The organism is Chitinophaga eiseniae, from assembly GCF_012641265.1.
Taxonomy (GTDB): Bacteria; Bacteroidota; Bacteroidia; order Chitinophagales; family Chitinophagaceae; genus Chitinophaga; species Chitinophaga eiseniae_A.
The window spans coordinates 43,393-57,486 of the sequence record NZ_JABAHZ010000013.1; the positions used below are offsets into that span (position 1 = coordinate 43,393).

Below are 14,094 nucleotides of genomic sequence, written 5' to 3' on the forward strand. Positions count from 1 at the left end.
ATTTTGAAGATTAAAGCTGATTAAAATAATGGCTGAGGTTCAATTTTCGGAAGAGAAACTGAATAAAGTAAAAGAAATCATTGCACGCTACCCGGCAGGGAAGCAGAAAAGTGCATTGATACCAGTGCTGCACCTGGCTCAGGAAGCATTTGGGGGATGGCTGAGTGCAGAAACAATGGACTACGTTGCATCTCTATTGCAACTGGAGCCGATTGAAGTGTATGAAGTAGCTACTTTCTATAGCATGTTTAACCTGAAACCGGTAGGTACTTACCTTTTTGAGGTATGTCAAACAGGTCCGTGCATGGTAAGTGGTTCTGATCAGATTGTTGATTATATAAAAAATAAACTGGGTATTGGTGTGGGCGAAACTACAGCAGACGGGATGTTTACCCTTAAAACGGTAGAATGCCTGGGCGCCTGTGGGTACGCACCGATGATGCAGCTGGGTAAACATTACCGCGAGCATCTGACACCTGCCAAGGTAGATGAAATCATTGCAGAATGCAGATCTAAAGCAAACGCAAACTGATGCATCCAAAAAACAACCTGCCCATGCGTGTAAGGGACATGTATCAGCGGCACAAACTGCAAATCGTAGAAGCACTTTTACTGGTGGGATTACTCACCGCATTGTGGCGAATCGATAACTGGCTGGTTTCCCTTATCTGTGGCGTTAGCGCCGGCCTCCTGTTTTACAGACTGGCAGACCGCATTTCGCAACATGGTATACGTAAGGCATAAAAGATATACACAAAAATCATTGATGGGATCGGATAGTCTGATACCATTACACCATAAGGAAGAAAATGGGACGCAAATTACTGTTAGATAAAGCACATATAGAAGGCATCCGGTACTATGACACCTACCGGAGCAATGGCGGTTATGCTGCAGCGGAAAAAGCGCTGAAAACCATGGGACCCGATGCGGTACTGGAAGAAGTGAAGAAGAGCGGCCTGAGAGGTCGCGGTGGTGCAGGTTTTCCTACCGGTTTAAAGTGGAGTTTCATCGCCAAACCGGAAGGCGTACCCCGCTACCTGGTTTGTAATGCGGATGAATCGGAACCAGGTACGTTCAAAGACCGTTACCTCATGGAATTCATCCCCCACCTCCTCATTGAAGGGCTCATTATCTCCAGCTTTACCCTTGGCGCTAACAGTGCTTACATCTACATCCGCGGTGAATATGCATGGATTCCGGACATCCTAGAACAGGCCATTGCAGAAGCAAAAAATAAAGGCTGGCTGGGTAAAAACATTCTCGGTACCGGCTTCGATCTGGAAATATATGTACAACGCGGCGCCGGCGCCTATATCTGTGGTGAAGAAACAGCCTTGATCGAATCGCTGGAAGGTAAGCGCGGTAATCCCCGTATCAAGCCTCCATTCCCGGCGGTAAAAGGATTATGGCAGTGCCCTACCGTGGTAAATAACGTGGAAACACTGGCAGCAGTAGTGCCTATCATCAACATCGGCGGCGATGAGTATATCAAGTATGGCACCGGCAAATCTACCGGTACCAAACTGATTTCGGCCTGTGGCAATATCAACAAGCCCGGTGTATACGAAATTGAAATGAATATCTCCGTGGAAGAGTTCATCTATTCTGATGAATATTGCGGTGGTATCAAAAATAACAAACGCCTGAAAGCCTGTATCCCCGGCGGATCTTCTGTACCGGTGTTACCGGCCAACCTGCTGCTGAAAACAGCAAAGGGCGAAACCCGCATGATGACTTATGAGAGTCTTGCTGATGGCGGATTTGCAACAGGTTCTATGCTCGGTTCCGGTGGATTTATTGTGATGGATGAAGACCAGTGTATTGTACGCAATACACTCACTTTTGCCCGCTTCTACCACCACGAAAGCTGTGGTCAGTGCAGCCCTTGCCGTGAAGGTACCGGTTGGATGGAGAAAGTATTGAAGAATATTGAGTACGGTAAAGGTAAAATGAGTGATATAGACCTGCTCTGGGACATTCAACGTAAGATAGAAGGAAATACTATTTGCCCGCTTGGCGATGCTGCTGCATGGCCGGTGGCTGCCGCTATACGCCACTTCCGTGACGAATTTGAATGGCATGTGGCACATCCACAGGAGGCCCTGACCCGGAACTTCGGGCTGGCGCATTATGCGGATCCATTGCCTGCTCCGGTAGCAGCTGTGTAAGTCACGCAGAGGCGCAGAGAAGCAGAGCAGCAAAGGAAAAAGGAGAAAAGAAAGAATAGAAAGGATAGAATAGAAGGAGAAGAGAAGATTTTCATTACTGAAAGTAGTTAACCCACGATAAAACTTTCATCCATGACGGAAAATGAAATCTCCAGGGAGATTGTAGATGCCTGTTTTCAGATACATACCAGGTATGGACCAGGACTATTTGAATCTGTATATGAGGAATTATTGAGTTATGAACTAAGAAAGAGAAATTTAGGTGTCAAGCGACAGGAAGGGGTAAAATTAGTTCACGAGGATATTATTCTTGATAAGGCATTCAGAGTGGATCTGATAATAGAGAATAAAGTGATCATTGAAATTAAATCAGTGGAAGAGTTGAAAGATATGCATTACAAGCAATTGTTTACCTATCTGAAACTAACAAACTTAAAACTTGGACTATTAGTCAACTTTAATGTTGCACTAATTAAAACAGGAATACACAGGATAGTAAATAAGTTATAAAATTATAAACTTTGCGTCTTTGCTCCTTTGCTCCTTTGCGAGCAACAGCATTGATAAGCAAAAACTATATTAAGATGGCGGAGGAAAAAAAATTATTTAAGGTTAAAATCGATAACATCTCTGTAGAGGTGGAACCCGGTACAACCATACTGAATGCGGCCAGGCAGATAGGAGGAGAGATAGTGCCGCCAGCCATGTGTTATTATTCCAAATTGCAGGGAAGTGGTGGTAAATGCCGCACCTGCCTGGTGAAAGTATCCAAAGGCTCCGATGCCGATCCTCGTCCCATGCCTAAACTGGTGGCCAGCTGCCGTACTACCGTAATGGACGGTATGGAAGTGTCTAACATCACTTCCCCGGAAGTACTGGAAGCACGTAAAGGCGTAGTGGAATTCCTGCTGCTCAATCACCCGCTGGACTGCCCGGTATGTGATCAGGCGGGAGAATGCCACTTGCAGGATCTGAGCTACGAACACGGAGCGGATAGCACCCGTTATGAATTTAAACGCAGAACTTTCGATAAGGTAGACCTGGGCGATAAAATCAAATTACACATGACACGTTGCATCCTCTGCTATCGTTGTGTGTATACTGCCGACCAGCTGACCGAAAAACGTGAACACGGGATATTAGGCCGTGGAGATGCGTCTGAAATCAGTACGTATATCTCCCAGTCACTGGATAACGACTTTATCGGTAATGTGATCGATGTTTGCCCGGTAGGCGCATTAACCGATCAAACTTTCCGTTTCAAAAACCGTGTATGGTTCCTGAAGCCGGTAGATGCCCACCGCGATTGTGAAAATCCGAAATGCTGCGGTAAAACTGTGCTGTGGATGCGTGGTAATGAAGTGTTCCGCGTAACTGCCCGTAAAGACAAATACGGCGAAGTAGAAGCATTTATCTGCGATACCTGCCGTTTTGATAAAAAAGATGTGAAAGACTGGATCATCGAAGGCCCACGCAAAATAGAACGTAACAGCGTTATTTCACAAGGTCACTATGTGAATACCGTGAAGCCTAAAGATGCGCTGGTGGAAGTACTGGACGGCAGACAACCTAAACTGTTGTTTGATATCCATTCTGAAAGCCAGGTAAACAGACCGGACATTGATCTGTCGAAGATCCACGGCCCGGCTCACTCTGATGATTTTAAGAAGTAACAATCGTAATTACGTGTAAGTATGACCTTATTAAGCATAGATTGGTTTTTTATAATTGAAAAAGTACTCCTGATATCCGGAGTGCTGGTACTTTCACTGGTAGTGGCCATGTATTCTACCTGGGGAGAAAGGAAGATCGCGGCGTGGATCCAGGATCGTCTGGGGCCTAACCGTGCGGGTCCAATGGGATTATTGCAACCATTGGCCGATGGAGGAAAGCTCTTCTTCAAGGAAGAAATTATTCCAAGTACTTCCAACCGCTTCCTGTTCATACTCGGTCCTTCCATTGCTATGCTGGTGGCTTGTATGACCAGTGCTGTTATTCCCTGGGGCGATACGCTGACTATTGCCGGCCGTGAAATATCCCTGCAGGTAGCAGATGTTAACATTGGTATTCTTTTCATTTTCGGGGTGGTGAGTATGGGCGTATATGGTATCATGCTCGGAGGTTGGGCTTCCAACAATAAATACTCCCTGATGGCATCCGTACGTGCTGCCTCCCAGATCATTTCCTATGAGCTGCCTATGGGCCTGGCTTTGATCGCTTTGTTGATGATGACCGGTTCCCTGAGCTTAAAGGATATTGTAGAACAACAACGCCATGGTTTGTGGAATGTAGTATACCAACCACTGGGCTTTTTCATCTTCCTGGTATGTGCCTTCGCTGAATGTAACCGTGCTCCTTTCGACTTGCCTGAAGCAGAAAATGAATTGAACGGAGGTTACCACCTGGAATATTCTTCCATGAAACTTGGGTTCTTCCTGTTCGCAGAGTATATCAACATGTTTATCAGTTCAGCCCTGATGGCTACTATGTATTTCGGTGGTTATGCCTTCCCGGGTATGGATAAGCTGGGACTGGATGGTAATATGTTAACGATTTTAGGATTCCTGGCATTATTTATCAAAACGTTGGTATTCATCTTCTTCTTTATGTGGGTACGCTGGACGGTGCCAAGATTCCGTTATGATCAGCTGATGCGCCTGGGTTGGAAAGTAATGATTCCACTGGCATTGGTAAATATGCTGATTACAGGAGCGGTAGTATTGGCGCGTCAACATTAATATTATCTAATTAAATACACACGCAAGTGTGGATGAAATAAAGCATTCGTTATGCAAGCATTAACAAACAGGGCAAAAGCAGTAGATCGCCGGCCGATGACCTTCATGGAGAAGTTGTACATCCCTGCTATTGCCAAAGGTATGAGTATCACTTTTAAACATATTTTTCAGCGTAAGGCTACGGTGAGCTTTCCTGAAAAGAAGCGTGACTTCAGCCCGGTATTTCGTGGATTACACATATTAAACCGTGATGAAGAAGGACGTGAAAGATGTACTGCCTGCGGATTGTGTGCGGTAGCTTGTCCTGCTGAAGCCATTACCATGGAGGCAGCAGAAAGAAAACCCGGAGAAGAAAACCTGTATAGGGAAGAAAAATATGCCGCAAAATATGAGATCAATATGTTGCGTTGCATATTCTGTGGTTTTTGTGAAGAGGCTTGTCCTAAAGACGCTATCTATCTGTCTGAAACCTTTGCACCCGCAAACTATCAGCGTAAGGGCTTCATTTACGGAAAAGATGATCTGTTGATCCCTGATCCGAAAGAAGGAAAATAATATTATTCACAGCGCACATTTAGCTAAAAATACAATAGTCAAACATAGCAGAGATGGGAATGAGTATCCAACAAATAATTTTCATGGTGCTGTCGGTCATCGCGCTGATTTCAGCATTGGGCGTGGTATTAAGTAAGAATCCTGTGACGAGCGTATTGTGCCTGATCATAACATTCTTTACTATAGCCGGGCATTATATTATGATGAATGCCCAGTTCCTGGCAGTGGTGCATATCATTGTGTACGCCGGTGCCATCATGGTGTTGTTCCTTTATGTACTGATGCTCATGAACCTCAATGCAGAGCTGGAACCACAGAAACGCAACTGGCTGAAATATGCCGGCGCTATCAGTGGGGGTGCTTTACTGGTGGTACTGGTAGCTGCTTTACGCGATGCCAGCATGCCTGCATTGAGCACACAACCTACGGAAATAGGGTTGATTAAGAACCTGGGACAAATCCTGTTCAAACAATATGTGCTGCCATTTGAGGTGAGCAGTATCCTGTTCCTCAGCGCCATGGTAGGTGCCGTTGTTATTGGTAAAAAAGACTAGAGAAACGGGTATACACGGAGCTTCCGGGTATGCTTAATTGGTAATTCGTAATTTATTTTATGCCTGTTCAATATTACATATTCCTGAGTATCGCCTTGTTTTGTATAGGTGTGATGGGTGTACTGATGCGCAGAAATGCCATCATCATCTTTATGTGCATAGAGCTGATGCTGAATGCAGTGAACCTGCTGATGGTATCATTTTCCAAAATGTGGGCAGATGCAGGCAGAGTAGATGCCGGATCGGCACAGCTGTTTGTATTCTTTATAATGGTGGTGGCGGCTGCAGAAGTAGCAGTGGGACTGGCTATCATTACAATGGTTTACAGAAATACACACTCAGTAGATATTAACATTCTTAACAGGCTGAAAAATTAATAATTCTGCTCTTCTTAATTATTGAATTTTTCGTCGTCGTAAATAGAATTGATAAATGATTAATCTAGTTTGGCTGGTACCATTTTTACCATTATTAGGTTTCCTGGTGAATGGATTGGGACGCAGATTTTTATCCAAGTCCCTGGTAGGATTTGTTGGAAGCGGCGCTGTACTGGCGTCCTTTGTGATTAGCTTATTAATATTTCTGGAAGTAAAGGCTCCCGGGTTTTCTGCACAGGTAGTTACCCTGTTTGATTTTATCAGCGTAGGATCCCTGCATATTCCTTTTGCCTTCCAGGTAGATCAGCTGAGTGCCCTGTTCCTGCTGGTGATCACCGGTGTGGGTACCCTGATACATATCTACTCTACTTCTTATATGCATGATGAAAGCGATGAAAGTTTCGCCAGGTATTTTGCTTACCTGAACCTCTTCGTTTTCTCTATGTTGATACTGGTGCTGGGCGCCAACTACGTCATGATGTTTATAGGCTGGGAAGGGGTTGGTCTTTGCTCTTATCTCCTGATCGGTTTCTGGTTTAAAAATACCAACTATAACAACGCCGCCAAGAAAGCATTTGTGATGAACCGCATCGGTGACCTCGGTTTCCTGATCGCTATTTTCTTCATGATCATGCAGTTTGGTACAGTTACTTTCCCTGAGGTATTTGCAAAAGCAGCACCGCTGGGCATGAACAACACTGTCCTCAGCGCCATTGCCATGCTACTGTTTGTAGGAGCGATGGGTAAATCTGCCCAGATTCCTTTATACACCTGGTTGCCGGATGCGATGGCGGGTCCTACCCCGGTATCTGCCCTGATCCACGCCGCTACCATGGTGACCGCCGGTATTTACATGATTGCCCGCAGCAACGTGATTTATACATTGGCACCACATGTGCAAACGGTAGTAGCGATTATCGGTCTGGCTACCGCCCTGTTTGCTGCTTCTATTGCGTTAAAACAAAATGATATTAAAAAAGTGCTGGCTTATTCTACTGTGAGCCAGCTGGGTTATATGTTCCTGGCCCTGGGCGTAGGTGCTTATGGAGCGGCGGTGTTTCACGTAATGACACATGCCTTCTTCAAAGCTTTATTATTCCTTGGTTCGGGTTCTGTAATTCACGCCATGGGCGGTGAACAGGATATCCGCAAAATGGGTGGTTTGAAGAAGTTCATGCCTACTACAAGTTTGACTTTCTTCATAGGCTGTTTGGCTATTGCTGGTTTTCCGGGGCTTTCTGGCTTCTTCTCCAAAGATGAGATCCTGGCGCAGGCTTATGCCAATAACCCGGTGTTATATGTACTGGGGTTGGTTGGTGCACTGATGACAGCCTTCTACATGTTCCGTTTATACTACATCACTTTTGCCGGTAAATTCCGGGGTACACACGACCAGGAACACCACCTGCACGAAAGTCCCGCTGCTATTACTATTCCGTTGGTGATCCTTGCAGTGCTTTCTATCTTCAGTGGTTATATTGGCTTACCGGAAGTATTTCATACAAAGAACCTGCTGGCAGATTACCTATCGCCTGTATTTGCACCTTCCGCACCTTTTGCAGTGGAGCATCATATGACTGAAGGCACTGAATGGTTATTGATGGGAGTAAGCAGTGTGCTGGTCATCATATTTATCCTGCTGGCCCGTCAGAAATTTGCGAGCTATGAAGATACCGGCGCTGAAAGCACTGGCTTCGGTAAAGTGCTGGAAAACAAATGGTATATAGATGAATTGTATGATACTATCATAGTGAAACCATTGTATGAACTGGGTCGTTTCTTCCGGGATACGGTAGAAAAGGCAGGTATCGACAAGCTGGTAAATGGTATCGGGCGTGGTGTACAGCTGGGTGGCCAGCGGATTCGCCTGGTACAGAATGGCCTGGTAGGTTTTTACATCTTTGCCATGGTGATCGGTATGATTGTATTATTTGTGATCGGATTCTTATTATAAACCAATAGCAGAAGTTACAAGCGCAGATAAATTATGTTGACAGTTTTATTAATATTGATTCCTTTCATAGCCGGCCTTATCGCATTTGGTCTGAAGGGATCCGGGCCAAAAGTGCTGGGCATGATTTCATCGCTGGCAACAGTGGTGTTAGCAATAGGAGCATGGTGCCGTTTTCGTACTGCTCCAGACAGTCTGAATCTTGTTGCGAACTGGATTCCACAGCTGGGAAGTCAATTTCGTGTAGGGTTAGATGGAATGGGCGTGATGCTTTGCTTATTGACAGCGATAGCTTCTCTGCTGGTTTTCATTACTATTTATAGCCGCGACTATGAAAAGCCAGGTGCTTTTTATGGTTTGATGTTATTGTCCCAGGCCGGGCTGACCGGTGTTTTCACCGCTTTTGATGCCTTGCAGTTTTACATCTTCTGGGAATTAGCGCTGATACCTGTTTATTTCCTCTGCTCTTTATGGGGAGGCGAAAAACGTATAGCCGTTACCTTTAAATTCTTTGTATATACTTTCCTCGGTTCACTGTTGATGATGGTAGGTATCATCTACCTGTACTTTCAGACTGCTGATCATTCCTTCAGCTGGTCTTCCTTCAGCAGTATTCACCTGAACCCGGATGATCAGAAATGGTTATTCTGGTTATTCTTTGTGGCATTTGCCATTAAGATGCCCATATTTCCGTTTCATACCTGGCAGCCAGATACCTATGAACAGTCGCCTACACCTGTTACGATGATCCTTTCCGGTGTCATGGTAAAAATGGGGTTATTTGGTGTTATCCGCTGGTTATTGCCGGTAATTCCGCAGGGCGCCGCTATGTGGTCTGATGTGGCCATTGTGCTGTGTGTGATCGGTATTATCTATGCTTCCTGTATCGCGATGGTGCAGAACGATCTGAAACGCCTGATTGCTTATTCTTCTATTGCCCACATTGGCCTGATGTGCGCTGCTATTTTCGCTAACAACGAACAAAGTCTGCAGGGTGTGTTGATCCAGATGTTTAACCATGGTATCAATATCATTGGTTTGTGGATTATCGTAGAAGTGATACAGCAACGTTTGGGAGTGAAGAACATGGATCAGATGGGTGGTATGGCCCGGAAAGCTCCCCGGATGGCTATTTTCCTCGTTATTATCAGTCTGGCCAACATCGGCTTACCGCTTACCAATGGTTTCATCGGTGAGTTCCTGATGTTCAGCGGATTGTTCCAATATAATCACTGGTTTATGGCATTTGCCGGATTAGGTATTATCCTCGCTGCTGTTTATACCCTGGGTATGATACAGAAGGTGATATTTGGTGAAAGCAATGACTTAACCGACACCACTACAGATTTGCAGCCTGGCGAAACCCTGGCTTTGAGCCTGGTTGTGATCATGATTATTGTGTTGGGTGTGTATCCAAAGCCAATGCTGGATTTGGTGAGCAGCACATCTGAAGTGGTAAATAAATTGTTTTGAGATTTGGTCATTTAGGTACTGAATAACGAAATGGAAAAATTTGTAACGGGGTTTTGTAACGCAAAAATATGAATGCACTAATTTCTACTGCTTTATCGGGCGTTGTACTGATGTTTGTTGGTTTATTTGTACGCAATAAGCAGCATATTAAATTTTTTGCCATCGCGGCCATCATTATAGCATTTATTGCTAACCTGGCGCAGTATCCGTCTGTAGAACACGGCGGTTATGTGATGTATGGCATGATTGAAGTGACCAAATTTGGCGTGTTGTTCAATGCAGTAGCTTTGGGCGCCACTTTGTTATATTTCCTGTTATCCGGCAGTGAGTTTGAAAAAGTAGGAGAGCATGTGGCAGACTATTTTACCCTGGTGTTCTTTATCCTGGCGGGTATCTCCCTGGCAGCTACTTTCAGCAACCTCCTTATGTTGTTCCTGGCTATTGAAATCATGTCTATTCCGCAGTATATCCTCGCAGGAGCCGACAAGAAGAGCCTGAAGGGTAATGAAGCTTCCCTGAAGTACTTCCTGATGGGATCTTTTTCTACGGGTATTTTACTGATGGGTATTACCCTCATATATGGAGCCGCCGGCACTTTTGATATCGCAGGTTTAGGCCTGGGTACAGAAAGTGTACATCCCCTGGCATTGTGCGGTATTATCCTGATCGTATTTGCATTATCCTTTAAAGTATCGGCAGCACCTTTCCACTTCTGGACACCAGACGTATACGATGGTTCACCCACCGTATTTACTTCTTTCATGTCTACCATTGTAAAGGCAGGTGCTTTTGTAGCTTTTTTACGGATGTTCCACGGCAGCTTTGCTGGTGGAACTATCAGCGAGCATTGGACCCTGATCCTGTCTATCATCACTGCGGTAACCCTGGTGATTGGTAACTTCAGCGCCGTATTCCAGCAGAGTGTGAAACGTATGCTGGCCTACTCCAGTATCGCACAGGCAGGCTTTATGCTGTTTGCCGTAGTAGCCATGAATGATATGGGTACACAGGGCATCGTGTTATATGCAGCTGCTTACAGCATTGCTACCATTGGTGTATTTGGCGTGCTGATGAAACTGAAAGATTATACTTTCGAGGGATTCAATGGCCTTGCCCGTAAACAGCCTTTGCTGGCTGCTGCAACAGCAGTCTTCCTGTTTTCCCTGGCAGGCATTCCTGTAACTGCTGGTTTCTTCGCCAAATACTTTGTATTATCTGCCGCTATCCAGCACGGCCATTTACTGTGGCTGGTAATACTGGCAGTGCTTTGTGCGGCTATCAGCGTGTATTACTATTTCCGTGTCATCATTGCCATGTATTTCAGAACCGGTGAGCCTGAAGTAGAAAACATCTCCGGAGGCTTTAAAGCTGCATTAATACTGGCAGTAGCCCTGGTACTGGTATTGGGATTATTCCCGAACCTGTTACTTTGCTGGCTGTAATCACCAGTTACCAGATAATGGAAAGACCGGGGCACACGCTCCGGTCTTTTTTATTGCTGCTACCGGCCAGCTGCTGACGCCGCTCATCCCAAAATGAACGAATTAAATACCTATATTACGTTAACTTTATAGGTAACCCAATATTATGCAAGCAAGAGATATTTTTTCCCTGGCGTACCGTTCTGTAACTGGCAATAAGCTGCGTACAGGCCTTACTGTGTCCATTATTGCATTGGGTATTACGGTGCTGGTGGGGATTCTTACTGCGATCGACAGCATGAAAAGCAGTATTTACAGCAGTTTTGCGAGTATGGGGGCCAACAGCTTTTCCATTCGTAACCGGGGCATGCAGCTACACATGGGGGATGATGGCGATAAAGCCTCCAAGGGGAATAAAAATATCAAGAAGGTAAAGAAGTCCAACAGCAATAAAATGATCCGCTACCCGGAAGCCGTGGCTTTCCGCGACCGGTATAAATTCCCGGCTATCGTAAGCGTATCTTTCCAGGCCAGCGGTATTGCCACCGTGTATAAAGATGACAAGAAAACCAACCCTAACGTACAGGTAATAGGGGGCGATGAAAACTACCTGGAAATCTCCAACTATGAAGTCGCCCAGGGACGTAATTTTAACCAGCTGGATGTGCAATCGGGCCGGAATGTGGCCATCCTGGGACAGGATGTTGCCCAGAAGCTCTTTGGTAAAGACATGAAGAATGTGGTAAATAATACCGTCCGGGTGGGAGATATACGCTACCGCGTTATTGGCGTGTTGGCTTCCAAAGGAAGCAGCAAAATGATGAGTGCCGACAACGTAGTAATTACTACCGTAAATAATACCCGGCGCATTTTTGACCGCCCTAATGCCAGCTACCAGATTGGCGTGTCGGTGAAAGATATCAAGCAAATGGATGCCGCCCAGGGAGAAGCCATCGGGTTGTTCCGCATTATCCGGGGACTGGCGATCACTGAAGAAGATAACTTTGAGCTGAGTAAAAGTGACAGCATCGCAGAAATGTTGTTCTCCAGTTTGGGAAAAGTGAACCTCTTTGCTATTGTTATTGCCTTTATTACACTTTTCGGATCAGCTATTGGTCTCATGAATATTATGCTGGTATCAGTAGCAGAGCGTACCCGCGAAATAGGCGTTACTAAAGCTTTGGGCGCCACCAGTAAAGTTGTACGCACCCAGTTCCTGTATGAGGCGATTATTATTAGTGTGATGGGAGGAATTATCGGGGTTATCATGGGTATGTTACTGGGTAACATTGTGTCGGCATTACTGAAATCTTCTTTTATCATCCCCTGGTTGTGGATATTGATAGGGGTAAGCCTCTGTGCGGCAGTAGGCCTGGTGTCTGGCATTTATCCCGCTTATAAAGCCTCCAAATTAGATCCTATTATAGCCTTGAGATACGAATAATATTTTATTATCTTGTTGTTTTCCATGTTCATGTAAAACAACAATACATATGCCCTTATTAGTTGTTATCGCCGCTATTCTTTTACTGGTAGTACTGGTTACCTGGTGCAAACTCAATACTTTCCTTTCTTTCCTGATCGTGTCTTTGTTGATGGGGCTGGCCCTGCACATGAAGGTAACAGACATTACACAGTCTATTCAAACAGGTATAGGTAAAACGCTGGGTTCGCTGATTGTGATTATTGTTTTTGGTGCTATGCTTGGTAAGCTGGTAGCGGAAAGTGGTGCGGGACAAAAGATTGCCGGAGGCCTGATGAATATATTTGGACCGAAGTATGTGCAGTGGTCGCTCATGCTCACCGGTTTTATTGTAGGTATTCCCTTGTTTTATAACATCGGATTTGTGTTAATGGTTCCTCTGATCTTCACCGTGGCAGCACGTACTAAATTACCCGTGGTATACCTGGGTATTCCCATGCTGGCCTCTTTATCCGTAACGCATGGTTATTTGCCTCCACATCCTTCGCCCACTGCGCTGATACAGCAGTTTCATGCTAATATGGGAATGACTTTATTATTCGGTATCATGATAGCCATTCCGGCTATTATATTGGCGGGGCCTGTGTTTTCGCGTTTCCTGAAACATTATACCAATCCTCCGGGACAGATGTTTGTTGCTCCGCCCATTCCGGAAGAGCAGTTACCGGGAATGTTTACCAGTTTGTTTGCCGCCTTGCTGCCGGTGTTTCTGCTGGCAGGAACGGCGTTGGCAAAGTTATGGGTAGCAAAGGACAGCGCTTTGTTCCACGTAGCCGACTGGCTGGGAGAGCCGTTAATAGTGATGTTGCTGGCGGTGCTGAATGGCATGTATTTACTGGGGTTAAGAAGAGGAATGCCTGCAAAGAAAGTGATGGGTATTATGGATGATGCAGTAAGAGATGTAGCCGTAATTATTCTCATCATCGGAGGTTCGGGTGCATTGACACAGTTATTGCACGATAGCAAGGTAAGCGCTTATATTGCAGATACTTTACAACATATGCATCTGCATCCATTACTGCTGGCCTGGGGCATTGCTGCTATTATTCGCGTATGTATCGGATCTGCTACTGTAGCGGGTTTAACTACAGCGGGGATTGTAGCACCCATGATTGCTGCATCGGGTGTAAATCCAAATCTCATGGTATTGGCTACCGGAGCAGGAAGCCTGATGTTTTCTCATATTAATGATGCAGGCTTCTGGATGTTCAAGGAATATTTTAACTTGTCGGTAAAGGACACGATTAAAACCTGGTCGGTGATGGAAACAATCGTTTCTGTAACGGGGTTGATCGGATGTTTGCTATTAAGTATGATTGTATAACACCGATGGCTAAACGTAAATAAATTAACAGAGGTGTAAAAAATAAA

14 protein-coding genes are annotated in these 14,094 nt (G+C 45.2%); all 14 read left to right on the forward strand.

Annotated elements, in window-relative coordinates; translation table 11 throughout:
- Positions 1-28 precede the first annotated feature (28 nt).
- The 14 genes from nuoE (at position 29) to HGH91_RS29800 (ending at position 14,047) form a co-directional block, all read left to right on the forward strand.
- Complete coding sequence (nuoE, locus tag HGH91_RS29735; protein ID WP_168742883.1) at positions 29-532, forward strand: complex I 24 kDa subunit family protein; 504 nt, start codon at positions 29-31, stop codon at positions 530-532.
- On the forward strand, positions 532-744 hold the full coding sequence (locus HGH91_RS29740) for a hypothetical protein (RefSeq protein ID WP_168742884.1): 213 nt from the start codon (positions 532-534) through the stop codon (positions 742-744). Before nuoE ends, HGH91_RS29740 begins: the two co-directional genes overlap by 1 nt.
- Positions 745-809: 65 nt before the next feature.
- Positions 810-2,171: an NADH-quinone oxidoreductase subunit NuoF gene (gene nuoF / locus HGH91_RS29745; RefSeq protein ID WP_168742885.1), complete on the forward strand. Its 1,362-nt coding sequence runs from the start codon at positions 810-812 to the stop codon at positions 2,169-2,171.
- A gap of 132 nt (positions 2,172-2,303) precedes the next feature.
- Entirely contained in the window at positions 2,304-2,681 is a 378-nt protein-coding gene (locus HGH91_RS29750; RefSeq protein WP_168742886.1) for a GxxExxY protein, read from the forward strand.
- Positions 2,682-2,755: 74 nt separating this feature from the next.
- Positions 2,756-3,844 (forward strand): 2Fe-2S iron-sulfur cluster-binding protein, encoded by a 1,089-nt coding sequence (locus HGH91_RS29755; protein WP_168742887.1) that lies wholly within the window; start codon positions 2,756-2,758, stop codon positions 3,842-3,844.
- 21 nt (positions 3,845-3,865) lie between these two features.
- Entirely contained in the window at positions 3,866-4,909 is a 1,044-nt protein-coding gene (gene nuoH, locus HGH91_RS29760) for an NADH-quinone oxidoreductase subunit NuoH (RefSeq protein ID WP_211092472.1), read from the forward strand.
- Positions 4,910-4,960: 51 nt separating this feature from the next.
- Positions 4,961-5,464 (forward strand): NADH-quinone oxidoreductase subunit NuoI, encoded by a 504-nt coding sequence (nuoI, locus tag HGH91_RS29765; protein WP_168742888.1) that lies wholly within the window; start codon positions 4,961-4,963, stop codon positions 5,462-5,464.
- A gap of 53 nt (positions 5,465-5,517) precedes the next feature.
- Positions 5,518-6,018, forward strand: coding sequence for an NADH-quinone oxidoreductase subunit J (locus HGH91_RS29770; protein WP_247651885.1), 501 nt, complete (start codon positions 5,518-5,520; stop codon positions 6,016-6,018).
- A gap of 59 nt (positions 6,019-6,077) precedes the next feature.
- Positions 6,078-6,395, forward strand: a complete 318-nt coding sequence (gene nuoK / locus HGH91_RS29775; RefSeq protein ID WP_079469422.1) for an NADH-quinone oxidoreductase subunit NuoK — start codon at positions 6,078-6,080, stop codon at positions 6,393-6,395.
- 55 nt (positions 6,396-6,450) lie between these two features.
- Positions 6,451-8,349 carry an NADH-quinone oxidoreductase subunit L gene (gene nuoL, locus HGH91_RS29780; RefSeq protein ID WP_168742889.1) on the forward strand — a complete coding sequence of 633 codons (1,899 nt, stop codon included), beginning with the start codon at positions 6,451-6,453 and terminating at the stop codon, positions 8,347-8,349.
- 33 nt (positions 8,350-8,382) lie between these two features.
- Positions 8,383-9,819: a NuoM family protein gene (locus tag HGH91_RS29785; RefSeq protein ID WP_168742890.1), complete on the forward strand. Its 1,437-nt coding sequence runs from the start codon at positions 8,383-8,385 to the stop codon at positions 9,817-9,819.
- Positions 9,820-9,887: 68 nt separating this feature from the next.
- Positions 9,888-11,261 (forward strand): NADH-quinone oxidoreductase subunit N, encoded by a 1,374-nt coding sequence (locus tag HGH91_RS29790; protein WP_168742891.1) that lies wholly within the window; start codon positions 9,888-9,890, stop codon positions 11,259-11,261.
- Positions 11,262-11,406: 145 nt separating this feature from the next.
- Entirely contained in the window at positions 11,407-12,684 is a 1,278-nt protein-coding gene (locus HGH91_RS29795; RefSeq protein WP_168742892.1) for an ABC transporter permease, read from the forward strand.
- Between the two features lie 49 nt (positions 12,685-12,733).
- On the forward strand, positions 12,734-14,047 hold the full coding sequence (locus tag HGH91_RS29800) for a gluconate:H+ symporter (protein ID WP_168742893.1): 1,314 nt from the start codon (positions 12,734-12,736) through the stop codon (positions 14,045-14,047).
- Positions 14,048-14,094 lie beyond the last annotated feature (47 nt).